At 59.7% G+C, this 25,169-nt stretch carries 24 protein-coding genes; 18 read left to right on the forward strand and 6 right to left on the reverse strand.

Annotated features, from left to right (window positions below):
- Window positions 1-18: 18 nt before the first annotated feature.
- Window positions 19-1,743: an ABC transporter ATP-binding protein/permease gene (locus AACV02_RS00915; RefSeq protein ID WP_119736576.1), complete on the forward strand. Its 1,725-nt coding sequence runs from the start codon at window positions 19-21 to the stop codon at window positions 1,741-1,743.
- 191 nt (window positions 1,744-1,934) lie between these two features.
- Here AACV02_RS00915 and AACV02_RS00920 read toward each other — a convergent pair whose 3' ends face one another.
- On the reverse strand, window positions 1,935-2,372 hold the full coding sequence (locus tag AACV02_RS00920; protein ID WP_106578642.1) for a YhcB family protein: 438 nt from the start codon (window positions 2,370-2,372) through the stop codon (window positions 1,935-1,937).
- A 147-nt stretch (window positions 2,373-2,519) separates the two neighbouring features.
- On the opposite strand from AACV02_RS00920, the gene AACV02_RS00925 reads away from it, so the two are divergent.
- From AACV02_RS00925 to zapE, 3 genes are all read left to right on the forward strand, one after another.
- Window positions 2,520-3,149 (forward strand): alpha/beta hydrolase, encoded by a 630-nt coding sequence (locus AACV02_RS00925; RefSeq protein WP_106578643.1) that lies wholly within the window; start codon window positions 2,520-2,522, stop codon window positions 3,147-3,149.
- A gap of 24 nt (window positions 3,150-3,173) precedes the next feature.
- Window positions 3,174-4,529 carry a tryptophan--tRNA ligase gene (locus AACV02_RS00930; RefSeq protein WP_119736578.1) on the forward strand — a complete coding sequence of 452 codons (1,356 nt, stop codon included), beginning with the start codon at window positions 3,174-3,176 and terminating at the stop codon, window positions 4,527-4,529.
- 79 nt (window positions 4,530-4,608) lie between these two features.
- On the forward strand, window positions 4,609-5,703 hold the full coding sequence (gene zapE / locus AACV02_RS00935) for a cell division protein ZapE (protein ID WP_106578645.1): 1,095 nt from the start codon (window positions 4,609-4,611) through the stop codon (window positions 5,701-5,703).
- A 128-nt stretch (window positions 5,704-5,831) separates the two neighbouring features.
- Here zapE and AACV02_RS00940 read toward each other — a convergent pair whose 3' ends face one another.
- On the reverse strand, window positions 5,832-6,728 hold the full coding sequence (locus AACV02_RS00940; RefSeq protein ID WP_177410109.1) for a GlxA family transcriptional regulator: 897 nt from the start codon (window positions 6,726-6,728) through the stop codon (window positions 5,832-5,834).
- A 244-nt stretch (window positions 6,729-6,972) separates the two neighbouring features.
- Here AACV02_RS00940 and AACV02_RS00945 point away from each other — a divergent pair, with 244 nt between their 5' ends.
- Window positions 6,973-8,109 (forward strand): acyl-CoA dehydrogenase family protein, encoded by a 1,137-nt coding sequence (locus AACV02_RS00945; RefSeq protein ID WP_106578647.1) that lies wholly within the window; start codon window positions 6,973-6,975, stop codon window positions 8,107-8,109.
- A 162-nt stretch (window positions 8,110-8,271) separates the two neighbouring features.
- Here AACV02_RS00945 and AACV02_RS00950 read toward each other — a convergent pair whose 3' ends face one another.
- On the reverse strand, window positions 8,272-9,312 hold the full coding sequence (locus AACV02_RS00950) for an NADP(H)-dependent aldo-keto reductase (RefSeq protein WP_119736580.1): 1,041 nt from the start codon (window positions 9,310-9,312) through the stop codon (window positions 8,272-8,274).
- Between the two features lie 248 nt (window positions 9,313-9,560).
- On the opposite strand from AACV02_RS00950, the gene rplM reads away from it, so the two are divergent.
- From rplM to AACV02_RS00990, 8 genes are all read left to right on the forward strand, one after another.
- On the forward strand, window positions 9,561-9,989 hold the full coding sequence (rplM, locus tag AACV02_RS00955; protein ID WP_003171742.1) for a 50S ribosomal protein L13: 429 nt from the start codon (window positions 9,561-9,563) through the stop codon (window positions 9,987-9,989).
- A gap of 14 nt (window positions 9,990-10,003) precedes the next feature.
- Window positions 10,004-10,396 (forward strand): 30S ribosomal protein S9, encoded by a 393-nt coding sequence (gene rpsI, locus AACV02_RS00960; RefSeq protein WP_003171743.1) that lies wholly within the window; start codon window positions 10,004-10,006, stop codon window positions 10,394-10,396.
- Window positions 10,397-10,661: 265 nt separating this feature from the next.
- Complete coding sequence (gene petA / locus AACV02_RS00965; RefSeq protein ID WP_003216040.1) at window positions 10,662-11,258, forward strand: ubiquinol-cytochrome c reductase iron-sulfur subunit; 597 nt, start codon at window positions 10,662-10,664, stop codon at window positions 11,256-11,258.
- Window positions 11,258-12,469: a cytochrome b gene (locus AACV02_RS00970; RefSeq protein WP_106578649.1), complete on the forward strand. Its 1,212-nt coding sequence runs from the start codon at window positions 11,258-11,260 to the stop codon at window positions 12,467-12,469. The genes petA and AACV02_RS00970 overlap by 1 nt, the downstream gene beginning before the upstream one ends.
- Complete coding sequence (locus AACV02_RS00975) at window positions 12,469-13,248, forward strand: cytochrome c1 (RefSeq protein WP_106578650.1); 780 nt, start codon at window positions 12,469-12,471, stop codon at window positions 13,246-13,248. Before AACV02_RS00970 ends, AACV02_RS00975 begins: the two co-directional genes overlap by 1 nt.
- 149 nt (window positions 13,249-13,397) lie before the next feature.
- A complete protein-coding gene (locus tag AACV02_RS00980) occupies window positions 13,398-14,015 on the forward strand; it encodes a glutathione S-transferase N-terminal domain-containing protein (RefSeq protein ID WP_106578651.1) in 618 nt (205 codons plus the stop codon).
- Window positions 14,016-14,032: 17 nt separating this feature from the next.
- Entirely contained in the window at window positions 14,033-14,452 is a 420-nt protein-coding gene (locus AACV02_RS00985; RefSeq protein WP_106578652.1) for a ClpXP protease specificity-enhancing factor, read from the forward strand.
- Between the two features lie 158 nt (window positions 14,453-14,610).
- The gene (locus tag AACV02_RS00990; RefSeq protein WP_106578653.1) at window positions 14,611-15,360 is read left to right on the forward strand and encodes a FadR/GntR family transcriptional regulator; all 750 of its coding nucleotides are present in this window, start codon (window positions 14,611-14,613) and stop codon (window positions 15,358-15,360) included.
- A 161-nt stretch (window positions 15,361-15,521) separates the two neighbouring features.
- Here AACV02_RS00990 and AACV02_RS00995 read toward each other — a convergent pair whose 3' ends face one another.
- Window positions 15,522-16,679: a phospholipase gene (locus AACV02_RS00995; protein WP_119736582.1), complete on the reverse strand. Its 1,158-nt coding sequence runs from the start codon at window positions 16,677-16,679 to the stop codon at window positions 15,522-15,524.
- Window positions 16,680-16,912: 233 nt separating this feature from the next.
- On the opposite strand from AACV02_RS00995, the gene kdgD reads away from it, so the two are divergent.
- The 5 genes from kdgD to AACV02_RS01020 all read left to right on the forward strand — a co-directional run bounded on the left by kdgD (window position 16,913) and on the right by AACV02_RS01020 (window position 23,596).
- Window positions 16,913-17,824 carry a 5-dehydro-4-deoxyglucarate dehydratase gene (kdgD, locus tag AACV02_RS01000; RefSeq protein ID WP_119736584.1) on the forward strand — a complete coding sequence of 304 codons (912 nt, stop codon included), beginning with the start codon at window positions 16,913-16,915 and terminating at the stop codon, window positions 17,822-17,824.
- A gap of 54 nt (window positions 17,825-17,878) precedes the next feature.
- Window positions 17,879-19,324 carry an aldehyde dehydrogenase family protein gene (locus AACV02_RS01005; protein WP_017138260.1) on the forward strand — a complete coding sequence of 482 codons (1,446 nt, stop codon included), beginning with the start codon at window positions 17,879-17,881 and terminating at the stop codon, window positions 19,322-19,324.
- A 186-nt stretch (window positions 19,325-19,510) separates the two neighbouring features.
- Window positions 19,511-20,878: an MFS transporter gene (locus AACV02_RS01010; RefSeq protein WP_119736586.1), complete on the forward strand. Its 1,368-nt coding sequence runs from the start codon at window positions 19,511-19,513 to the stop codon at window positions 20,876-20,878.
- Window positions 20,879-20,889: 11 nt separating this feature from the next.
- Window positions 20,890-22,443, forward strand: a complete 1,554-nt coding sequence (gene garD, locus AACV02_RS01015) for a galactarate dehydratase (RefSeq protein WP_119736588.1) — start codon at window positions 20,890-20,892, stop codon at window positions 22,441-22,443.
- Between the two features lie 211 nt (window positions 22,444-22,654).
- Entirely contained in the window at window positions 22,655-23,596 is a 942-nt protein-coding gene (locus AACV02_RS01020; protein WP_106578659.1) for an AEC family transporter, read from the forward strand.
- A gap of 109 nt (window positions 23,597-23,705) precedes the next feature.
- Here the strand turns inward: AACV02_RS01020 and AACV02_RS01025 are convergent, their stop codons facing one another.
- Both AACV02_RS01025 and AACV02_RS01030 read right to left on the reverse strand, forming a co-directional pair.
- On the reverse strand, window positions 23,706-24,089 hold the full coding sequence (locus tag AACV02_RS01025) for a carboxymuconolactone decarboxylase family protein (RefSeq protein ID WP_106578660.1): 384 nt from the start codon (window positions 24,087-24,089) through the stop codon (window positions 23,706-23,708).
- Window positions 24,086-25,132, reverse strand: coding sequence for a calcium/sodium antiporter (locus tag AACV02_RS01030; RefSeq protein ID WP_106578661.1), 1,047 nt, complete (start codon window positions 25,130-25,132; stop codon window positions 24,086-24,088). The genes AACV02_RS01025 and AACV02_RS01030 overlap by 4 nt, the downstream gene beginning before the upstream one ends.
- Between the last annotated feature and the right edge of the window lie 37 nt (window positions 25,133-25,169).

The following is a 25,169-nucleotide window of genomic DNA, read 5'->3' on the forward strand; positions in this document are numbered from 1 at the left end:
TCCTACCGAGCCTGAACGATGAATCAGAACGCTGAGTACTCCGCGGTCAACGACGCGGTGCGTGGGCACTTCTTTCGCCGAACCTGGGCGATGATCACGCCCTATTGGCGCAGCGAAGAGAAGGGCAAGGCCTGGTTGTTGCTGGCTGCAGTGATTGGCCTGTCGCTGTTCAGCGTGGCGATCTCCGTGTGGATCAACCACTGGTATAAAGACTTCTACAACGCGCTGGAAAAGAAGGACACCGCCGCCTTCTGGCAGTTGATCGGCTATTTCGGCGGGATCGCCGCCGTAGCGATTCTCGGCGCGGTCTATCGCCTTTACCTGACCCAGATGCTGACGATCCGCTGGCGTGCCTGGCTCACCGAAAAGCATTTCGCTCGTTGGCTTGCCAACAAGAATTACTACCAGCTGGAGCAGGGCGGTTACACCGATAACCCGGACCAGCGGATTTCCGAAGACCTCAACAACTTCACCTCCAGCACTTTGAGCCTTGGTCTGGGCCTGCTGCGTAATGTGGTCAGCCTGGTGTCGTTCTCGATCATCCTGTGGGGCGTGTCGGGCAGCATTGAAGTATTTGGCTTCACCATTCCCGGCTATATGTTCTGGTGCGCATTGGTCTACGCGGGCGTCGGTAGCTGGCTGACCCACTTGATCGGCCGTCGTTTGATCGGCCTGAGCAACCAACGACAACGCTTCGAAGCAGACCTGCGTTTCTCCATGGTGCGTGTGCGTGAGAACGCCGAGAGCATCGCCTTGTACAACGGCGAGCCGAATGAGAACCAGCGCCTGAGCGCACGCTTTGGCAAGGTCTGGCACAACTTCTGGGACATCATGAAAGTGTCCAAGCGCCTGACCTTTTTCACCGCTGGCTACAGCCAGATTGCGATCATCTTTCCCTTCATTGTCGCCGCGCCACGCTACTTCACCGGCAAGATCGAGCTGGGCGAGCTGATGCAAATCAACTCGGCGTTCGGCAACGTGCAAGAGAACTTCAGCTGGTTTATCAACGCGTATTCGGAGCTGGCTTCGTGGCGCGCGACCAGCGATCGTCTGCTCAGCTTCCATCAGGCCATGAGTGACAACGAGCAGCGTGTGCCTGCCATCGACGTGCACCCCGAGGGCGAGCGCCTGGTGGTGAAAAACCTGGGCATGGATTTGGCTGACGGGCGTCACTTGCTGACCGACGCCGACATGACTGTAGAGCCGGGCCAGCGCGTGATGCTCAGTGGGCGCTCAGGTAGCGGCAAGAGTACGCTGCTGCGCGCAATGGGCCACCTTTGGCCCGCAGGCCACGGCAGCATTCGCCTGCCGGCTGCGCGTTACCTGTTCCTGCCGCAAAAGCCTTACTTGCCCATTGGCACGCTGAAGGCGGTGTTGAGTTATCCACAAGACGACAGTGCGTACACGAACGAACGTTATGCACAGGTCCTGGAAACGTGCCGCCTGCCGCATCTGGTTGCGCGCCTGGACGAAGCCAATCACTGGCAACGCATGCTCTCGCCGGGTGAGCAGCAGCGTCTGGCGTTTGCTCGTGCGTTGTTGTTCGCGCCGCAATGGCTGTACATGGATGAAGCCACCTCGGCGATGGATGAAGAAGACGAGGCCACGTTGTATCAAGCATTGATTGACGAGTTGCCGGGACTGAGCATCGTCAGCGTCGGCCATCGCAGCAGCCTCAAGCGCTTCCATGGGCGGCATGTACGCATTGACGGTGGGTTGTTGCAGGAGCAGCAACCGGCTTGAGGTCGTGCGGTCAGTGTGGGCGCGGGCTTGCTCGCGAATACGGTCTGTCGGTTAGCCATGTGCTGACTCACCCACCGCCTTCGCGAGCAAGCCCGCTCCCACGGTGAATCTCCAGTGTCATGGAAAGTGAAGCCCAACAAAAAGCCCGGCTGATCATCGATCAGCCGGGCTTTTTGTTGCTTAGAGAAGACTTACTTCTTCAAGCCGTAATGCTCATCCAGCATGCCCGGGGCGTCCGGCGTTTTTGGCGCGTAGTCCCGTGGTGGCTCCTGGTTTTCCCGCGGAGGCGTCAGGCGCTCCCGTGGCGCTTGCGGTGCATCGGAATGCAGCGCGGCCAGCAGACGCTGACGGGTGATGTCGTCGAGGGCCAGGCGGTTAGCGCCATCGGCGAGATGATCCTGTACGTCCTGGTAGCTCTGGGTGAGCTTCTTGACCAGGGTCGCGGTGCTGTTGAAGTGGGTAACAACCTCGTTCTGATAACTGTCAAAACGTTCCTGAATGTCATCCAGCTGACGCTGCGTGCGGTTAGGCGCGGCATTTGGCAGCAGGCGGGCAACCAGGAATCCAATGGCGACACCGGCAACCAAGGCGAGAGTCGGCAACAACCAAACTAAGAGCGAGTGTTCCACGAGTCCTTCCTCTATAAACGGCTTTGCTTTACGTTAACGGCTCGGACCTGCGCTGTATACCGCGATTAAGCTCGCAATGATGCCATGCACAGACTTTTAGCTAGACGAGTCGACCCTTTGTGAGGTCACGGAGTTCATTCCTTGCTCATGCGTGAAACCCCCGTTTTGATCGATGGCCCGGTTGGCCAATTGGAAGCCCTTTACCTGGATCACCCCGAGCCACGTGGCCTGGCGCTGATCTGCCACCCTAACCCGGTGCAGGGCGGGACCATGCTCAATAAAGTTGTCTCGACCCTGCAACGCACCGCTCGCGATGCCGGTTTGATTACTTTACGTTTCAATTACCGTGGCGTCGGTGCCAGCGCCGGTACCCACGACATGGCCACCGGTGAGGTGGACGACGCCGAAGCGGCCGCGACCTGGCTGCGAGAAAAACACCCCGACCTGCCGATCACGTTGCTCGGGTTTTCCTTCGGTGGCTACGTGGCTGCCAGCCTCGGCGGCCGTCTGGAAGCCAAGGGTGAAAAGCTGGCGCACCTGTTCATGGTGGCCGCCGCCGTGATGCGCTTGCGCGACACCGACGTGCTGCCCCAAGGCTGCCCATTGACGTTGATCCAGCCGCAAACCGATGAAGTGGTCGACCCGCAACTGGTCTACGACTGGTCCGCCGCCCTGAAACGCCCCCATGAGCTGCTGAAAGTGGCAGAATGCGGACACTTTTTTCATGGCAAGCTGACCGATCTCAAGGATCTGGTGCTGCCGCGTCTCTCGAATTGATAGCAGTCTGATAAGCGATTACCCATGACGACTCGTACCCGTATCCTCACCGGCATTACCACCACCGGCACGCCGCACCTGGGCAACTACGCCGGTGCGATCCGCCCGGCGATCCTCGCCAGCCAGGATGCCAATGCCGATTCCTTCTACTTCCTGGCTGACTACCACGCCCTGATCAAATGCGATGACCCGCAGCGCATCCAGCGCTCGCGCATGGAAATTGCCGCGACCTGGCTGGCCGGTGGCCTGGATGTGAACCGGGTGACGTTCTATCGCCAGTCCGACATCCCGGAAATCCCTGAACTGACCTGGCTGCTGACCTGCGTCGCCGCCAAGGGCCTGCTCAACCGCGCCCACGCCTACAAGGCCTCGGTGGATAAAAACGTGGAAACCGGCGAAGACCCGGACGCGGGCATCACCATGGGCTTGTACAGCTACCCGGTGCTGATGGCGGCGGACATCCTGATGTTCAACGCGCACAAGGTGCCGGTCGGCCGCGACCAGATCCAGCACGTAGAGATGGCCCGCGACATCGGCCAGCGCTTCAATCACCTGTTTGGCAACGGTAAAGAATTCTTCACCATGCCCGAGGCGTTGATCGAAGAAAGCGTCGCCACCTTGCCGGGCCTGGATGGCCGCAAGATGTCCAAAAGCTACGACAACACCATCCCGTTGTTCACCAGCGCCAAGGACATGAAGGATGCGATCTCGCGGATCGTCACCGACTCGCGTGCGCCTGGCGAAGCCAAAGACCCGAACAATTCGCACCTGTTCACCCTGTTCCAGGCGTTTGCAACCAAGGCCCAGGAAGAAGAGTTCCGTGCCGAACTGCTGCAAGGCCTGGGCTGGGGCGAGGCGAAGAATCGTCTGTTCCAACTGCTCGACGGCCAACTGGGTGAGGCGCGCGAGCGTTATCACCACCTGATGTCGCGCCCCTCGGACATGGAAGACCTGTTGCTGATCGGCGCCAAGAAAGCCCGCGCCGTGGCGGCGCCGTTCCTGGCCGAGCTGCGTGAGGCGGTTGGCTTGCGCTCGTTCGTCAATCAGGCCGCCGCGCCGGTGGCTGCCAAGAAGAAAGCCGCCAAAGCCGCGCGCTTTGTGAGCTTTCGCGAAGACGACGGCAGCTTCCGCTTCCGCTTGCTATCGGCCGACGGCGAGCAACTGCTGCTGTCGCGAAATTTTGCCGACGGCAAAGCGGCCGGTGCTGTGACCAAGCAACTGCAAAACGGTGACGCGCTGGATGTACGCACTGAGGCCCTGAGTTTCAGCGTATGGCTGGAAGGCGCGCTGGTGGCTGACAGTGCCGCGTTCGCCGACGAAGCGTCGCGCGATGCAGCCATCGCCGCGTTGCGCGTTGCGTTGACCCCAACCGAGGATTAACCCGACCAAGGGTTGATTGCCATTATCCAGGGCCGTCGTTACAGTGACGGCCCGTTTTTGTTGCCTTGCTAACGAAATTATGACGCCCCTAGAACGATATCAAGCTGATCTGAAACGCCCTGAATTCTTCCATGACGCCGCGCAGGAAAATGCGGTGCGTCATTTGCAGCGCCTGTACGACGACCTGGTCGCGGCCTCGCAAAACAAGCCAGGGATGTTCAGCAAGCTGTTTGGCAAGAAAGACCATACGCCGGTCAAAGGCTTGTACTTCTGGGGTGGCGTGGGCCGCGGCAAGACTTACCTGGTCGACACCTTCTTCGAAGCGCTGCCGTTCAAGGAAAAGGTGCGTACGCACTTCCACCGCTTCATGAAGCGCGTGCACGAAGAAATGAAGACGCTGCCGGGCGAGAAAAACCCGCTGACCATCATCGCCAAGCGTTTCTCCGATGAGGCGCGGGTGATTTGTTTCGACGAATTCTTCGTCTCCGACATCACCGATGCCATGATCCTCGGCACCCTGATGGAAGAGCTGTTCAAGAACGGCGTGACCCTGGTTGCGACCTCGAACATCGTGCCCGACGGCTTGTACAAGGACGGTCTGCAACGCGCGCGCTTCCTGCCGGCCATCGCGCTGATCAAGCAGAACACCGAGATCGTCAACGTCGACAGCGGCGTCGACTATCGCCTGCGTCACCTTGAGCAAGCGGAGCTTTACCACTACCCGCTGAACGATGCCGCGCTCGACAGCCTGAAAAAAAGCTTCCGCGCGCTCACGCCGGAATGCACCAAGGCGGTCGAAAACGACAAGCTGATGATCGAGAACCGCGAAATCATCGCGCTGCGCACCTGCGATGACGTGGCCTGGTTCGAGTTCCGCCAGCTGTGCGACGGCCCACGCAGTCAGAACGACTACATCGAACTGGGCAAGATTTTCCACGCGGTGATCCTGAGCGGCGTGGAACAGATGAGCGTCACCACCGACGACATCGCGCGCCGGTTTATCAACATGGTCGACGAGTTCTACGACCGCAACGTCAAGCTGATCATCTCGGCCGAAGTCGAGCTCAAGGACCTGTACACTGGCGGTCGCTTGAACTTTGAGTTCCAGCGCACGCTGAGCCGCTTGCTGGAAATGCAGTCCCACGAGTTCCTGTCGCGCGGGCACAAACCCTAAAAGCGACACGCATAAATGGTGGGAGGGGGCTTGCCCCCGATAGCGGTGTTTCAGGCCAGGTGTACTGACTGAGCTACCGCTATCGGGGGCAAGCCCCCTCCCACTTTTTTTACGGTGTTTGACCCTGCTTAAGCGGCTTGCTGGAACTGCTGCCGGTATTGGTTCGGCGACAGCTCGGTGTGCTGGCGGAACAGCCGCGCAAAGAAACTCGCATCGTCGTAACCCACCTCATAGCTGATGGTCTTGATGCTTTTGCGGCTGCCCGAGAGCAAGCCTTTGGCGGTCTCGATGCGCAGGCGTTGCAGGTAATGCAGCGGCTTGTCGCCGGTAGCGGTCTGGAAACGGCGCATGAAGTTACGGATGCTCATGCCGTGTTCCCGAGCGACGTCTTCGAAGCGGAACTTGTCGGCAAAGTGCTCTTCGAGCCAGTGCTGGATCTGCAGGATGATCACGTCCTGGTGCAGCTTTTGCCCACCAAAACCAATGCGGCCCGGTGCGTAGCTGCGTTGCACTTCGTAGAGGATGTCGCGGGCCACGGCCTGGGCGATGTTGGCGCCGCAGAAGCGTTCGATCAGGTAGATATAAAGGTCGCACGCCGAGGTGGTGCCGCCGGCGCAATACACGTTGTCGGCGTCGGTCAGGTGCTTGTCCTGGTTGAGCTGCACCTTGGGGAAGCGTTCGCTGAAGGCATTGAAGAAACGCCAGTAAGTGGTCGCTTCCTTGCCATCCAGCAATCCGGCCTCGGCCAGCCAGAACACACCGGTGGCCTCACCGCAGAGTACAGCGCCGCGGGCGTGTTGCTGGCGCAGCCAGGGCAGTACTTGCGGGTAGCGGGTGCACAGCGCGTCGAAGTCGTCCCAGAAGGCCGGTAGCACGATGATGTCGGCGTCTTCCAGGCCGCCGTCCACCGGCATGATCACATCACTGAAGCTGCGCACCGATTGCCCGTCGGGGCTGACCAGACGCGTTTCAAACGCCGGGGTCAGGCCCAGGCCTTGTTGTTTGCCATAACGCAGGCTGGCCAGATGGAAGAAATCCTTGGCTTGCATGAGGGTGGAAGCGAATACCCGATCAATGGCCAAAATGCTGACGCGCCGCAGGGGCGTGGAGATTTGGTTAGACATAATTTCATTTATTCTTATAGGGGAAAGTGGTCACCAGACGGCTGGATCGTCTTATTTTTTGTCGCATGTGTCCAGTGTCCCGTGACGGCTTCGCGGCATAGGCTTTGTGGTCTGGTCTTTGTCCGACAATCCACGCAGGTGACCCATGATCCCCAGAACCTTGTTCAGCTCGGAGCACGAGCTCTTTCGCGAGAGCGTGCGCACCTTCCTTGAAAAACACGCCGCGCCGTTCCATGGGCAATGGGAGAAACAGGGCTATATCGACCGTGCGTTGTGGAGCAAGGCGGGGGAGGCGGGGATGCTCTGCTCCCATTTGCCGGAAGCGTATGGCGGCCTGGGCGCCGACTTTCTCTACAGCGCGGTGGTGATCGAAGAGGTCAGCCGCCTGGGTTTGACGGGCATCGGTTTCTCGCTGCATTCAGACATCGTCGCGCCGTACATCCTGCATTACGGCAGTGAGGCGCTGAAACAGAAATACCTGCCCAAATTGATTTGCGGTGAAATGGTGACGGCCATCGCCATGACCGAGCCAGGGGCGGGTTCCGACTTGCAGGGCGTGAAGACCACTGCGGTGCTGGACGGCGATGAGTACGTGATCAATGGCTCAAAGACCTTCATCACCAATGGCTTTCTCGCCGAGCTGGTGATCGTCGTGGCCAAGACCGATCCCAAGGCCGGCGCCAAGGGCACCAGCCTGTTTGTGGTGGAAGCCGACACGCCGGGCTTCGACAAGGGCAAGCGCCTGGAGAAGGTAGGCATGAAGGCCCAGGACACCTCGGAGCTGTTTTTCCAGGACGTGCGCGTGCCCAAGGGCAACCTGCTGGGGCAGGCGGGCATGGGCTTCGCCTATTTGATGCAGGAGTTGCCGCAGGAGCGTTTGACCGTGGCGATTGGTGCGCTCTCATCGGCGGAGGCGGCGCTGCAGTGGACATTGGAATACACGCGCGAGCGCAAGGCGTTCGGCAAGGCGATTGCCGATTTCCAGAACACTCGGTTCAAGTTGGCGGAGATGGCGACGGAGATTCAGATCGGTCGCGTGTTTGTCGACCAGTGCATGGCGTTGCACCTGGAAGGCAAGCTCGACGTGCCTACCGCAGCGATGGCCAAGTACTGGGCCACGGACCTGCAATGCAAGGTGCTCGACGAGTGTGTGCAGTTGCACGGCGGCTACGGCTTCATGTGGGAATACCCGATCGCACGGGCCTGGGCGGATGCGCGGGTGCAGCGGATTTATGCGGGGACTAACGAAATCATGAAGGAGATTATTGCGCGAGCGCTTTGATCCTGGGGGGTAAGGGCTGTTGTGGCGAGCGGGCTTGCCCCGTGTTGGGCTGCGCAGCAGCCCCAAACCTCACACCTCAATCTTACTGAAAGAATCAGGCGGTCTTGCTTGGGGCCGCTGCGCAGCCCAACGGGGGCAAGCCCCCTCGTCACAAGGGATCAATCAAGGCGCAGGGTTCGGATGATCCTTCTGAATCGCTTCGATCCCTTCCAATACCTCTTTGGACAGCGTCAGGTCAGCGCTGGCCATGTTGCTATCCAGCTGCTCCAAAGACGTCGCACCAATGATGTTGCTGGTCACAAACGGCTGTTGCGTCACGAACGCCAAGGCCATCTGCGCCGGGTCCAGGCCGTGTTCACGCGCCAGCGCCACATAACGGCTGCACGCGGCTTCGGACTGCGGGTTGAAGTAGCGACTGAAACGGCTGTATTCGGTCAGGCGTGCCTTGGCCGGGCGTGCGCCGTTCTCGTACTTTCCGCTGAGCATGCCGAACGCCAGGGGCGAATACGCCAGCAGCCCGCACTGTTCACGAATCGCCACTTCCGCCAGGCCCACTTCAAAGCTGCGGTTGAGCAGGTTGTAAGGGTTCTGGATCGACACCGCGCGGGTCCAGCCGCGGGCCTCGGCCAGGGCGAGGAACTTCATGGTGCCCCACGGGGTTTCGTTGGACAGGCCGATGTGGCGGATCTTGCCGGCTTTTACCTGCTCGTCCAGTGCTTCGAGGGTTTCTTCCAGCGGGGTGAGGTCGTCTTCGTCCTTGTGCTTGTAGCTCAACTGGCCGAAGAAGTTGGTGCTGCGTTCCGGCCAGTGCAGCTGGTAGAGGTCGATCCAGTCGGTTTGCAGGCGCTTGAGGCTGGCGTCCAGTGCTTCGACAATGTGCTTGCGGTTGTGGCGCAGGTGGCCATCGCGGATGTAGTCGATGGTGTTGCCGGGGCCGGCGATCTTGCTGGCGAGGATCCAGTCGGCACGGTCGCCGCGGCTTTTGAAGTAATTACCGATGTAACGCTCGGTGGTGGCATAGGTGTCGGCCTTGGGCGGCACCGGGTACATTTCCGCCGTGTCGAGGAAGTTGATCCCCGCGGCCTTGGCCCGTTCGATCTGCGCGAAGGCCTCTGCCTCGCTGTTCTGCTCACCCCAGGTCATGGTGCCCAAGGCTATCGCGCTTACGTTCAGATCGGTTCGGCCCAGCTGTCGATAATCCATCGGGTACTCCTTCGGGGAAAACAATCATAAAAGCAGGTTGAATTTTTTTTCGCAATCTGCATAATTGCCCACCTCTTTCTGCAGTGGAAGTGATGCGCCGCCTGCCGAAGAATCTTGCCGTTGAACGGACGCGCCGACCCGAGCCCCCGATAGCGTCTGTATCCGGCTGCCTTTGACTTGTCAAAGTACGCACTATTCAGTAAGATCCGCCGTCTAATTTACAGGGCGGCCCCTGAGGCTATTAAAGAATGACAACTTTTACTGCAAAACCGGAAACAGTTCAGCGCGACTGGTTTGTCGTCGACGCCGCTGGTCAGACCCTGGGTCGTCTGGCCACTGAAGTCGCCAGCCGTCTGCGTGGCAAGCACAAGCCTGAGTACACCCCTCACGTTGACACCGGTGACTACATCGTGATCATCAACGCTGAGCAGGTACGTGTTACCGGCAACAAAGCGCAAGACAAAATGTACTACCGTCACTCCGGTTTCCCAGGCGGTATCAAGTCTTCGAACTTTGAAGGCCTGATTTCCAAGAAGCCTGAAGCCCCGATCGAAATCGCGGTCAAAGGCATGCTGCCGAAGGGCCCACTGGGTCGCGATATGTTTCGCAAGCTGAAAGTCTATGCGGGCGCTGTACACCCTCATGCTGCTCAGCAGCCCCAAGAACTGAAGTTTTAACGGAATAGTTCATTATGTCGGCGACTCAAAATTACGGCACTGGCCGTCGCAAAACCGCAACCGCACGCGTTTTCCTGCGTCCGGGCACTGGTAACATCTCGATCAACAACCGCACTCTGGACAACTTCTTCGGTCGCGAAACTGCCCGCATGGTAGTTCGTCAGCCGCTGGAACTGACCGAGACTGTTGAAAAGTTCGACATCTACGTCACCGTTATCGGTGGCGGTGTAAGTGGTCAAGCTGGCGCAATCCGCCACGGTATCACTCGCGCTCTGATGCAGTACGACGAAACCCTGCGTGGCGCACTGCGCAAAGCTGGCTTCGTAACTCGCGATGCTCGTGAAGTTGAACGTAAGAAAGTCGGTCTGCGTAAAGCGCGTAAGCGTCCGCAGTACTCGAAGCGTTAATTCGCTTTACGTTCCACAAAAACGCCCAACTCCTCACGGAGCTGGGCGTTTTTTATTGCCTGCGATTTATGCACAAATTTCGCCGTGACAACTTGCCACATCCGTAGACCCCCTATACTACAAGGCCTGGAGAGGGAGCCCCGGGCAATTCCCTTGTCATACGTGGGGCTTTTCATTACCATTCGGCAAAATTTTTATAAGTAAAGATTCAACACTTAGTAGACGCCTGATTTAACAGGCCAAAAAGCTGATGGGAGAGGACTGAATGAGCAATGACGGCGTGAATGCAGGCCGGCGTCGCTTCTTGGTAGCAGCCACATCCGTGGTGGGTGCTGCAGGAGCGGTGGGGGCTGCGGTCCCGTTCGTGGGGTCATGGTTTCCCAGTGCCAAGGCGAAAGCCGCAGGTGCACCGGTGAAGGTGAATGTCAGCAAGATCGACCCAGGCCAGCAGATGATTGCTGAGTGGCGCGGTCAGCCGGTCTTCATCGTTCGTCGTACTGAGGAAATCCTGGGGAATCTGAAAAAAATCGAAGGTCAGCTGTCTGATCCCGACTCGAAGAATTCCGACCAACCCGCCTACGTCGATAAGGAAATCCGTTCGATCAAGCCAGAGATTCTGCTGCTGATCGGTATCTGCACCCACCTCGGCTGCTCGCCTACCTTCCGCCCTGAAGTTGCTCCTGCCGACCTGGGCAAAGACTGGGTGGGCGGTTACTTCTGCCCTTGCCATGGCTCTCATTACGACCTGGCCGGCCGCGTCTACAAGTCACAACCCGCACCACTGAACCTGCCAGTTCCGCCACATCACTACGAGACTGACAGTGTCATTGTCATTGGCGTCGACGAGGGGGAGAAAGCCTGATGAGCAAGTTCATGGATTGGGTGGATGCGCGCTTCCCCGCTACCAAAATGTGGGAAGACCATCTCAGCAAATATTACGCACCAAAAAACTTCAACTTCTTCTACTTCTTCGGCTCCCTGGCACTGTTGGTGCTGGTCAACCAACTCGTCACCGGCGTCTGGCTGACGATGAGCTACACACCTTCGGCTGAAGAGGCCTTTGCGTCCGTTGAAGGGATCATGCGCGACGTCGAGTACGGCTCGATCCTGCGTTTGCTTCACTCCACCGGCGCCTCGGCATTCTTCATCGTGGTCTACATGCACATGTTCCGTGGCTTGCTCTACGGCTCATACCAAAAACCCCGCGAGCTGGTGTGGGTGTTTGGCATGCTGATCTATCTGGCGCTGATGGCCGAGGCCTTCATGGGTTACCTGCTGCCATGGGGTCAGATGTCGTACTGGGGCGCTCAGGTGATCATCTCGCTGTTCGGCGCGATCCCGGTCATCGGCAACGACCTGACCCAGTGGATTCGGGGTGACTACCTGATTTCCGGCATCACCTTGAACCGCTTCTTCGCCTTGCACGTTGTGGCCCTGCCGATCGTGATTCTGGGCCTGGTGGTGCTGCACATCCTGGCGCTGCACGAAGTGGGGTCGAACAACCCCGATGGCGTCGACATCAAGAAGCATAAAGACGAAAACGGCATCCCGCTGGACGGCATTCCGTTCCACCCGTACTACACCGTCAAAGACATTGTCGGCGTGGTGGTGTTCTTGTTCATCTTCTGCTCGATCGTGTTCTTTTTCCCGGAGATGGGCGGGTATTTCCTCGAGAAGCCTAACTTCGAACAGGCCAACGCCTTCAAGACGCCTGAGCACATTGCACCGGTCTGGTACTTCACGCCGTTCTACGCGATCTTGCGGGCCATTCCAGACAAGCTCATGGGCGTTGTTGCCATGGGTGCGTCGATTGCGCTGTTGTTCGTCCTGCCGTGGCTTGACCGCAGCCCGGTCAAGTCGATGCGCTACAAAGGATGGTTGAGCCGAATCTGGCTGGTGGTGTTCTGCATCGCCTTCATGCTGCTGGGCTGGACCGGCGTCCAGGCACCGACGCCTTCGCTGACGTTGCTGTCGCAGGTCTGCACCTTCCTGTACTTCGCCTACTTCATTCTGATGCCGTTCTACACCCGGCTCGAGAAGACCAAACCGGTTCCGGAAAGGGTGACTGGCTGATGAAAAAGTTATTCGTTGCTTTGATGCTTGCGGCACTGCCGCTACTGTCCTTCGCGGCCGAGCATGGCCCGGAACTGGAAAAAGTCGATATCGACGTCTCTGACAAAGCTGCAATGCAAGATGGCGCGCGTACCTTCGCCAACTACTGCATGGGTTGCCACAGTGCCAAGTTCCAGCGCTATGAGCGGGTTGCCGATGACCTCGGTATCCCGCATGAGCTGATGCTGGAGAAACTGGTGTTCACCGGCGCCAAGATTGGCGACCACATGAACATCGGCATGCAGCCTGCCGACGCCAAGGCCTGGTTCGGTGCCGCACCGCCTGACCTGACCCTGGTGGCGCGCGTGCGGGGTACCGATTGGCTGTACGGCTACCTTAAATCCTTCTACGAAGACCCGACGCGCCCTTGGGGGGTGAACAACAAAGTCTTCCCGAACGTCGGTATGCCTAACGTTCTGGTCGGCCTGCAGGGTCGCCAAGTGGTAGGATGCAAGCAGGTTCAGGTCGTTGAAGACGGCAAGAAGCAATATGATCCGTTGACCGGCACGCCTCTGACGCATGAAGCGTGTGATCAACTGACCATAGTGCCCAAGACCGGTACGCTGAACGAAGAGCAGTTTGACGAGAAGGTCAAGAATCTGGTGACCTTCCTGGCCTACTCGGCCAACCCGGTCAAACTGCAACATCAGCGCATCGGTACCTATGTATTGCTGTACCTGGCCTTCTTCTTCGTATTCGCCTATCTGCTTAAACGCGAATACTGGAAGGATGTGCATTGATCCAACCGTAAGCAATTGCTGTTAATCTTGCGCGCCCAGCGGCATCTCTGAACACGTAGCGGTCTGGTTGAACCAGGCACTACAGAGATGCTCTCTGGGCGCGCTCGTTTTTGAGCTTTCGATAATTTCAACAAGCGAGGAGGACCGCCATGGGCGTGACCAACCGGTTGGCCTGTTACTCCGACCCCGCCGACCACTATTCCCACCGAGTACGCATCGTGCTCGCAGAGAAGGGTGTCAGCGCCGAGATCATCAGTGTGGAGGTGGGACGTCATCCGCCGAAACTGATCGAAGTGAACCCTTACGGCAGCTTGCCCACCCTGGTCGATCGTGACCTGGCGTTGTGGGAGTCAACCGTGGTGATGGAATACCTGGATGAGCGTTACCCGCATCCCCCTTTGTTGCCGGTGTACCCGGTAGCGCGTGCCAACAGCCGCCTGCTGATCCATCGGATCCAGCGTGACTGGTGCGGGCTGGTGGATGTGATTCTGGATTCACGCAGTAAAGAAGCCGTTCGGGTGCAGGCGCGCAAGGAATTGCGTGAGAGCCTGACCGGCGTTTCGCCGCTGTTCGCCGACAAACCTTTTTTCCTCAGCGAGGAACAAAGCTTGGTGGATTGCTGCCTATTACCCATACTCTGGCGCTTGCCGATCCTGGGCATTGAACTGCCACGGCCGGCCAAGCCGTTGCTTGATTACATGGAGCGCCAGTTTGCGCGTGAGGCTTTCCAGGCGAGTCTGTCTGGTGTCGAACGCGATATGCGCTAAGGCTTAAGGAGCCGCTGATGAACTCCAGTCGACCCTATTTGGTCCGCGCGCTCTATGAGTGGATTGTGGACAACGATTGCACCCCGCACATGCTGGTCAACTCCGAATTTCCCAAGGTTGACGTGCCTCAAGGCTTTGCCAGTGACGGCCAGATTGTGCTGAACGTATCACCCAGTGCCGTGCGCCACCTGCACATGGACAACGAGGCTGTCAGCTTCGAAGGGCGTTTTGGCGGCGTGCCCCATACGCTGTTCGTGCCGATTGGCGCGATTCTCGGGATCTATGCCCGTGAGAATGGCCAAGGCATGGTGTTTGATCTGGAGTCGCCTTTCGAGGACGACGAATCGATCGAAGGCGAAGGCGGTGATGATGTACCACCGCCAGACTCCGAGCCACCGCGTCCAAGCGGCCGGCCGAGCCTGAAAGTGGTGAAGTAAGCGGCTTTCACCCTCGGGTGAGCCTGAAAAATGCCTCGACACGCGTCGGGGCATTTTTTTGCGCGAAGGATGTGGATGAAAGTCGCGACACAACGGTGATCGTACAACCGCCATGGGCTATGATGCGGGCTCAAGTTCGCCGAGAAAGATGGATCATCATGGAAAACGCCAACACCGCCCCTCGTCTTCCCCGCAAGCGCCGCAGCCTTGCCCAGGAATTGGTCACGGTGTTGTCTGAGCAGATCCGCGACGGTCAACTCAAACGTGGCGATAAGTTGCCCACCGAGTCGGCAATCATGGAAGCCCATGGCGTCAGTCGTACGGTCGTGCGTGAAGCCATCTCACGTTTACAGGCGGCGGGGCAGGTGGAAACCCGTCACGGTATCGGCACCTTTGTTTTGGACACGCCAAGCCCGAGCGGTTTCCGGATTGACCCGGCCACGGTGGTCACGCTGCGCGATGTGTTGGCGATTCTGGAGCTGCGGATCAGCCTGGAAGTGGAGTCCGCCGGCCTTGCCGCGTTACGTCGCAGCGATGAGCAACTGGCCGCCATGCGTGCGGCGCTCGATGCCCTGAATGAAAGCGCGGCCCACGCCGGCGATGCGGTGGCGTCAGATTTCGCGTTTCACCTGGAAATTGCGCTGTCCACTGGCAACCGCTACTTCACCGACATCATGACCCACCTGGGCACCAGCATCATTCCGCGTACGCGCCTGAATTCAGCACGCCTGGCCCATGACGATCAGCAGCACTACATGGGCCGCCTGAGCCGCGAGCACGAAGAGATTTATGAGGCAATTGCCCGCCAGGATTCGGACGCTGCACGCGCCGCCATGCGCTTGCATTTGACCAACAGCCGAGAGCGACTGCGCCATGCCCACGAAGAGGCAGAAGCGCAGCGCGGCTAACCGGGCAACCGTGGTGTCGGGAGTCAATCGATCCAAGTGTGGGAGCGGGCTTGCTCGCGAATGCGGTGTGTCAGTCTGCACGTGCATCAACTGAAAAAACGCCTTCGCGAGCAAGCCCGTTCCCACATCGTGATCTCCTTGGTCTGGAGGTTTGCGTCTACTTAATCAGCCGGCTGATTGGGCTTGTAGTCCTTGAGCAGCAGGTAGGTGCTCCAACCCCACCAATCATTGGTCCAGTGTTTGTCGTTCAGGTCATTCACGTCCTTGCGGCGCAGCACCTTGTCGCCCTCCATCTTGAACAGCGGCGAAAAGTTATTCGCCGGGTTCTGCGCGGCGTTCAAATCCGGCACATACAGCGGCGCCTTGAAGTTGGCCGGGGAGGGCGCCACACCGCTGATAAAGGTCTCGAAGACCTCATCGGCCGAGGCCTGTACCGCACGTTTGACCATCGCCCGATTGTCCGCGTCGATGGCATCGAAATAGCGTTTATCCCCATAGGCGTGCCATTGATCACCCTTGGCGTTGCGCACCTTGAGCCCGAACTTGCTGTCCTCATCGTGCATGAAGCGGCTGATCAGCGAGCCCAGTTCGCCAGGCGTCACCACCGCCGCCAATTGCTTGCGCGGCACGCGCAGGTGGCCAGCGGAAAACAGGTCGGTCAAAAAGTGATCAGCAAAGCCGTTCATGGCGTAGGCCAATTCCAGTGCCTGATCGGTGCCGGTTTGATGGGCCACGACCGCCTGTTGCAGTGCCGCCGTATGGCCAGCCAAATACGCTGACAGCGCCCATTCGCCGAAGTGGTCAGCGTTGTCTGCGGCCAATTTCAGGTAGCGCCCCAGCGGAATCAATGCCGAAACGGCACTGCCGCCGCCAGTGATGCGGTTCCATTCCTCGGACAACGTATCACCCAGCGCGTCATAGGCTTCATGCGGTTGTTTGCCGTCCTTGATCGCCTGGTTCACTGAGTTGATCTCCTTTTGCATCACCGCAAGAATTTTCCCGGCCTCTTCCCGCGAGGCTGGCAGCACCGCCAGCGAATTGAACGCTGCAGTAAAGCGCTGCGCGCGATCGGCCGCAGACGCGCCGTCGCTGATCGGCTGGCCAGGAATGCCATAGAAGTCGCCGCCCAGTGCGATCACCTGGCCATAGGTGAGTGCCAGCCCGTTGGGCAGGTGCAACTCGACCTGGTGTGCGGGAATCGCCGGGGCGTCCTTGACGAAACGCAACAGCGTGTCATCGCCGATGGCAGTGTGCTCACCGCCTTCGAAGCGCAGGGTAGGTGGGTTTTTCTCGGGTGCTGCGAGTTCAAGACCTGACATGTTAGCTCCTTGCTATGTCGTAGGAATCTTCCGTAATAACTGTATGCATATACAGTCAATCGGAGCATAGAGGATTAATTTCCCACGTCAAGAAAACGCGTTTAAACGCAGGGCCGCATGAAGCCCGATGAATTGCAGTTGACGAATCCTTTTATAGTTGTACGATGACGTACGACATCAACAAACCAACAATAACCTTTCGACAGAAAGTCTTCGCCCAGGGTGTTCGAATAATGAATCCACAAGAACTGAAGTCCATCCTCTCCCACGGTCTGCTGTCTTTCCCCGTGACAGATTTCAATGCGCAGGGTGACTTCCACCAGGCCGGCTACATCAAGCGTCTGGAATGGCTCGCCCCGTACGGCGCCACCGCCTTGTTCGCCGCCGGCGGCACCGGTGAGTTTTTTTCCCTGGCTGCCAGCGAATATTCCCAAGTGGTGAAGACCGCTGTTGATACCTGCGCCACCAGCGTGCCGATTCTTGCTGGTGTGGGTGGTTCGACCCGCCAGGCCATCGAGTACGCCCAAGAGGCTGAACGCCTCGGTGCCAAAGGCTTGCTGTTGCTGCCGCACTACCTGACCGAAGCCAGCCAGGACGGCGTCGCCGCCCACGTGGAAGCGGTGTGCAAGTCGGTCAAGATCGGCGTGGTGGTCTACAACCGCAACGTTTGCCGCCTGACAGCGCCTCTGCTGGAACGCCTGGCCGAACGCTGCCCGAACCTGATCGGCTACAAAGACGGCCTGGGTGACATTGAGTTGATGGTGTCGATCCGCCGTCGCCTGGGTGGCCGTTTCAGCTACCTCGGCGGCCTGCCGACTGCAGAGGTTTACGCCGCTGCCTACAAGGCCCTGGGCGTGCCGGTGTACTCCTCGGCGGTGTTCAACTTCATCCCGAAAACCGCGATGGACTTCTACCACGCGATTGCCAAGGACGATCACGCCACCGTCGGCAAGATCATCGACAACTTCTTCCTGCCTTACCTCGACATCCGCAACCGTAAGGCGGGTTACGCCGTGAGCATCGTCAAGGCCGGTGCAAAAATCGCCGGCTACGACGCAGGCCCGGTGCGCACGCCGCTGACCGACCTGCTGCCGGAAGAATACGAAGCCCTGGCCGCGCTGATCGACAAGCAAGGTCCGCAGTAACTCATCAACAAGGCCGCTGAGAGATCAGCGGCCTTTTGCGTCAGGAGAAGATTTGTGTCCCAAGCCAAACGTTTTGAGAACTACATCAACGGCGAGTGGGTGGCCGGTGCCGACTACTGCAACAACATCAATCCGTCGGAGTTGTCCGATGTCATTGGCGAATACGCCAAGGCCGACGTAGCTCAAGTCAACGCCGCCATCGATGCCGCCCGCGCCGCCTTCCCGGCCTGGTCGACCTCCGGCATCCAGGCTCGCCACGATGCGCTGGATAAAGTCGGCAGTGAAATCCTCGCCCGCCGTGAAGAACTCGGCACCTTGCTGGCCCGTGAAGAGGGCAAGACCCTGCCCGAAGCCATCGGCGAAGTGACCCGCGCCGGTAACATTTTCAAGTTCTTCGCCGGTGAATGCCTGCGCCTGTCCGGTGACTACGTGCCATCGGTGCGCCCAGGTGTCAATGTGGAAGTCACCCGCGAAGCCCTGGGTGTGGTCGGCTTGATCACCCCGTGGAACTTCCCGATTGCGATCCCTGCCTGGAAAATTGCCCCGGCCCTGGCCTACGGCAACTGCGTGGTGATCAAACCGGCCGAACTGGTGCCGGGCTGCGCCTGGGCGCTGGCCGAAATCATCTCCCGCGCCGGCTTCCCTGCCGGTGTGTTCAACCTGGTGATGGGCAGCGGCCGTGTGGTTGGCGACGTGTTGGTCAACAGCCCGAAAGTCGACGGCATCAGCTTTACCGGTTCGGTCGGCGTGGGCCGTCAGATCGCCGTCAGCTGCGTGTCGCGCCAGGCCAAAGTGCAGTTGGAAATGGGCGGCAAGAACCCGCAGATCATCCTCGACGACGCCGACCTCAAGCAGGCCGTCGAGCTGTCGGTACAGAGCGCGTTCTACTCCACCGGCCAGCGTTGCACTGCCTCCAGCCGCTTGATCGTCACCGCCGGTATCCACGACCAATTCGTTGCGGCCATGGCTGAGCGCATGAAGTCGATCAAAGTCGGCCACGCGTTGAAAAGCGGCACCGACATCGGCCCGGTGGTTTCCCAGGCCCAGTTGGACCAGGACATGAAGTACATCGACATCGGCCAAAGCGAAGGTGCGCGGCTGGTCAGCGGTGGCGGCCTGGTGACCTGCGACACCGAAGGCTACTACTTGGCGCCGACGCTGTTTGCCGACAGCGAAGCCGCCATGCGCATCAGCCGTGAAGAGATCTTCGGCCCGGTAGCCAACGTGGTGCGCGTAGCGGATTACGAGGCGGCACTGGCCATGGCCAACGACACCGAATTCGGCCTGTCGGCGGGCATTGCCACCACCTCGCTCAAGTACGCCAACCACTTCAAGCGCCACTCCCAGGCCGGGATGGTGATGGTCAACCTGCCGACTGCCGGTGTGGATTACCACGTGCCGTTCGGTGGCCGTAAGGGCTCCTCGTATGGTTCGCGCGAGCAAGGTCGCTATGCGCAAGAGTTCTACACCGTGGTGAAGACCAGCTACATCGGTTCGTAACACGCAACACCTGTGGGAACCGGCTTGTGTGGGAGCTGGCTTGCCTGCGATAGCGGTACATCAGTCACAGAGATGTTGACCGATACACCGCCATCGCAGGCAAGCCAGCTCTCACAGAAAGCGGTACCTGCACTTAAAACAGAAATGCTTACCCGCAAAAAAAATAATTAGTGGGAGTACATCTTCATGCAAGCGACCAAGCCGACCCACGTCCGCTATTTGATCCTGCTCATGCTGTTTCTGGTGACCACGATCAACTACGCCGACCGGGCCACTATTGCCATCGCCGGCTCCAGCCTGCAAAAAGACCTCGGTATCAGCGCGGTCACCCTCGGTTATATCTTCTCCGCATTCGGTTGGGCCTACGTGGCCGGGCAAATCCCCGGCGGCTGGTTGCTGGACCGGTTCGGCTCGAAAAAAGTCTATGCCCTGAGCATCTTCACCTGGTCGCTGTTCACCATCCTGCAAGGCTATGTCGGTGAGTTTGGCGTCTCCACCGCGATCGTCGCGCTGTTTATGCTGCGCTTTCTGGTGGGCTTGGCGGAAGCGCCGTCATTCCCCGGCAATGCGCGCATTGTGGCCGGCTGGTTCCCCACCGCCGAACGCGGTACGGCCTCGGCGATTTTCAACTCGGCGCAGTACTTCGCCACGGTGCTGTTCGCGCCGCTGATGGGCTGGATCGTCTACACCTTCGGCTGGCAGCACGTATTTATCGTGATGGGCGGGATTGGCGTGCTGTTCTCGCTGATCTGGCTGAAAATTATCCACAGCCCGCGCCAGCACCCGATGATCAACGACGCTGAACTCAAGTACATCTCCGAGAACGGTGCGATGGTCGACATGGACCAGGAAAAGACCAAGGGCCAGAAAACCGACGGTCCGAAGTGGGACTACATCCGCCAGCTGCTGACCAATCGCATGATGCTCGGCGTGTACCTGGGCCAGTACTGCATCAATGGCATCACCTATTTCTTCCTGACCTGGTTCCCGGTGTACCTGGTGCAGGAGCGTGGCATGACCATCCTCAAGGCGGGCTTCATTGCCTCGTTGCCGGCCATCTGCGGGTTTATCGGCGGGGTGTTGGGTGGTTTGATTTCCGATTACCTGCTGCGCAAAGGCCATTCCCTGACGTTTGCGCGCAAGGCGCCGATCATTGGCGGGTTGCTGGTGTCGTGCAGCATCGTGGCGTGCAACTACGTGGATATCGAATGGATGGTGGTGGGCTTCATGGCTTTGGCCTTCTTCGGTAAGGGCGTTGGCGCACTGGGTTGGGCGGTAGTGTCTGACACCTCACCGAAACAAATCGCCGGTCTCAGTGGCGGTCTGTTCAATATGTTTGGCAACCTGGCCTCCATCAGCACACCGATTGTGATCGGCTACATCATTGCCACCACTGGCTCGTTCAAGTGGGCCCTGGTGTTCGTCGGTGCCAACGCCTTGCTGGCGGTGTTCAGCTACTTGGTGATCGTCGGCCCGATCAAGCGTGTGGTACTCAAAGAGCCGCCCAGCAGCAAAGGGCCTGAGCTGACCCAATTTACCCAAGCGCATTCCTGAGGGGCGATGTAATGCAGTTGATTGAACATGCCGACTCGCCGCGCTCGATCCGTTTGCACGAGCGCGACAACGTAGTGATCGTGGTCAACGATCAAGGCGTACCGGCCGGGACCGAGTTCCCGGACGGCCTGGTGACCGTGGATTTCATTCCGCAGAGCCACAAGGTGACGCTGGAAGACATCCCCGAAGGCGGTCAGATTATTCGCTACGGGCAGACCATTGGTTACGCCCTGGCGCCGATTCCACGTGGCAGCTGGGTGCAGGAAGATCAACTGCGCATGCCCACCGCGCCGCCGCTGGACAGCCTGCCGCTGTCCACCGAGGTGCCTGAAACCCAGGCGCCACTGAAAGGCTTTACGTTTGAGGGTTACCGCAACGCCGACGGCACCGTGGGCACGCGCAATATTCTGGGCATCACCACCACGGTGCAGTGCGTCACCGGTGTGCTGGACCATGCGGTCAAGCGCATCAAGGATGAATTGCTGCCCAAATACCCGAACGTTGATGACGTGGTGGCACTGACCCACAGCTACGGCTGCGGCGTGGCGATCACTGCGACGGATGCTTACATCCCGATCCGTACCGTGCGCAACCTGGCGCGCAACCCGAACCTGGGCGGCGAAGCGCTGGTGATCAGCCTGGGCTGCGAGAAGCTGCAGGCCGGGCAGGTGATGCACGACAACGACAGCTCCGTCGACTTGAGCGAGCCGTGGCTGTATCGGCTGCAGGATTCCAGCCATGGCTTTACCGAGATGATCGAGCAGATCATGGCGCTGGCCGAAGTGCGCTTGAAGAAACTCGACCTGCGCCGCCGCGAAACCGTGCCGGCGTCGGAGCTGATTCTGGGCATGCAGTGCGGCGGCAGCGATGCGTTTTCCGGCATCACCGCCAACCCGGCGCTCGGCTATGCCTCGGACCTGCTGCTGCGGGCCGGGGCGACGGTGATGTTTTCCGAAGTGACTGAAGTGCGTGACGCCATTTACCTGCTGACCGCTCGTGCCCAGAGCAAAGAAGTGGCCCAAGCGCTGGTCAGGGAAATGGACTGGTACGACCGCTACCTGGCCAAAGGCGAGGCGGATCGCAGTGCCAATACCACGCCGGGCAACAAGAAAGGCGGGTTGTCGAATATCGTCGAGAAGTCCTTGGGCTCGATCGTCAAATCCGGCAGCAGCGCGATCAACGGCGTGCTCGGCCCGGGCGAGCGCTTCAAAGGCAAGGGCCTGATCTTTTGCGCCACGCCAGCCAGTGATTTTGTCTGCGGCACCTTGCAACTGGCGGCCGGGATGAACCTGCATGTGTTCACCACCGGGCGTGGCACGCCGTATGGGCTGGCGATGGCGCCGGTGGTGAAGGTCTCGACGCGTACGGAACTGGCGCAGCGCTGGCCGGACCTGATCGATATCGACGCCGGACGCATCGCCACCGGGCGTGCGAGCATTGAGGAATTGGGCTGGGAGTTGTTTCACTTCTACCTGGATGTGGCCAGCGGCAAGAAGCAGACGTGGGCGGAGCGGCATAAGCTGCATAACGACATTACGTTGTTCAACCCGGCGCCTATCACCTGAGACCGACGCGGCCCCTGTGGGAGCTGGCTTGCCTGCGACTGCAGTGTGTCAGTCAGCCCATCGGTTGCTGACACTCCGCTGTCGCAGGCAAGCCAGCTCCCACGGTTGATGGGTGAATACCTTCAACTGTGGGAGGGGGCCTACCAGACGCCGCACGGCCGCATGGCTTATCATTAGCCACCTGACGACACCCACCAAGGTTCTTCCCGGCATGCTGGCTATCTTCCTCACCACCCTCACCATCACCGCGCCGGTGTTTGCCATGCTGTTTCTGGGTGTGCTGCTCAAGCGCATCAACTGGATCAACGACAACTTTATCCACACCGCTTCCTCCCTTGTGTTCAACGTCACCATGCCGGCGCTGCTGTTCCTGGGCATCCTGCACGCCGACCTGCACTCGGCGCTCAAGCCAGGTCTGCTGATCTACTTTGCGCTGGCCACGTTGCTGAGCTTTGCGCTGGCGTGGGGCTGGGCGATCTATCGTTGCCCGCGCGTCGACCGCGGTATCTACACCCAGGGTGCGTTTCGCGGTAACAACGGCGTGATCGGCCTGGCGCTGGCGGCCAGCATGTATGGCGACTACGGCATTTCCCTTGGCGCGATCCTCGCGGCGCTGGTGATCCTGTTCTACAACACCCTGTCGACCATCGTGCTGGCGGTGTACAGCCCGGTGATCAAGTCCGACCCGTGGAGCATCTTCAAAAGCGTGGTGGCCAACCCGCTGATCATCAGCGTGATTGCGGCCGCACCGTTCGCGATTTTCAAGATCGGCCTGCCGGGGTGGCTGGAGTCGTCCGGGCAATACCTGGCGGACATGACCTTGCCGCTGGCATTGATCTGCATCGGCGGCACCTTGTCGCTGGCGGCCTTGCGCAAAAGCGGAAGCATGGCCTTCAGTGCCAGCCTGGTGAAGATGATCGGCCTGCCGCTATTTGCGACGCTGGGCGCATGGCTGCTGGGCTTTAGGGGCCCGGAGCTGGGGATTCTGTTTTTGTACTTTGGCGCACCGACCGCGGCGGCGAGTTTTGTCATGGCCAGGGCGGCCGAGGGCAATCATGAGCTGGCGGCGGCGATTATTGTGATTACGACCTTGATGGCGGCGGTGACCACCAATATCGGGATTTTTGTGTTGCAGGCGGGTGGTTGGATCTGAACGTTGTGGTGGGGTTGAGGGCCAATCGCAGGCAAGCCAGCTCCCACAGTTTGATCGGTGAATGCAATCAAAGGTGGGCGCTGGCTTGCCTGCGCTGACTATCCAGCCGTCACGGCTTATCCGCCTGATACGCCTCAATCACTTCCTGCGCCGCCCGAAACGCATCAATCGCCGCCGGCACGCCGGCATACACCGCGCAATGCAGCAGTGCTTCGCGAATCTCTTCCACTGTGCAGCCATTGTTCAGCGCGCCGCGCACGTGGCCCTTGAGTTCCTGCGGGCACTTGAGAGCAGTGAGGGCGGCCAGTGTGATCAGGCTGCGCGTCTTCAGCGGCAGGCCCTCGCGGTTCCACACGCTGCCCCATGCATGCTCATTGACGAAATCCTGCAGCGGCTGGGTGAACTCGGTGGCATTGCCCAGGGCGCGGTCGACGAACACATCGCCCATGACCTGGCGACGCATTTCAACCCCGGACTTTTTCTGTTCGGTCATTGCGATTCCCTCTTGTGTTGGCGGCGCCAGGCTTGCAGCGAGGTGAACAACACAAACGCGACCAGCGCTGGCAGGACGTAATGCAGCATCAATTGTTCAAGCCGGGTGGCCAACGGCATGCCGAAGGTAAACGACACCACATGCAGCCCATACGCCAGATACAACCCCAGAAACACCAGGCCTTCAGCGCGGGTGACGCGGTAGCCGCTGTAGAACACCGGCAGGCACAACACCACCACGCCGAGCATCACCGGCAAGTCGAAATCCAGTGCGTTGGGCGACACCGACAACGGCGAGGGCGCCACCAGCGCGGTGAACCCTAGTACGCCAAGCAGGTTGAACAGGTTGCTGCCAATCACGTTGCCCACGGCAATCTCGCGCTCGCCGCGCAACGCGGCAATCAGCGAGGTGGCCAGGCACGGCAGTGAGGTGCCAACACCGATCAGCGTCAGGCCGATGATGCGTTCGGACAGGCCCAGGTCGCTTGCTACATCCACCGCTGCGCCCAGCAGCAAATGCCCGGCCAGCACCAGAATCAACAACCCGCCCAGTATCAACGATGCGCTGCTGAGCCAGGGCGCGCGGGCCACCGTGTCCAGCGTGCGTGGACGGCGGGAATGGCGGGTCTGGTAGTGCAAAACACCGAGGTAGGCTATCAGCGCAACCAGTAAGAAAAGGCCGTCGAGCGGTGTCAGTTCTTCATTGCCGGCCAGGGTAAACACCAAGAGGCCGGCGAAAATCATCACCGGGATGTCCAGCCGCACCAACTGCCGCGAGACGCGCAGCGGAATGATCAACGCAGCCAGGCCCAGGGTGACGAGGGTGTTGAAGATACTGCTGCCGATGACGCTGCCCACGGCGATATCGGTATTGCCGGCCAGGGTGGCCTGCAGGCTCACGGTCATCTGCGGCGCACTGCTGCCGAAAGCGACGATGCTCAAGCCGATAATCAGTGGCCGCACCTTGAGGCTGGCCGCCAGGCGCACGGCGGCGCGCACCAGAATTTCGGCGCCGACGATCAGCAACACCAGGCCACTGATCAGCTCGATCAGGCTCCAGGGCGAGAGGGCGGTTAATCCG

The sequence above is a fragment of the Pseudomonas sp. Larv2_ips genome (genome assembly GCF_963879675.1).
Taxonomy (GTDB): Bacteria; Pseudomonadota; Gammaproteobacteria; order Pseudomonadales; family Pseudomonadaceae; genus Aquipseudomonas.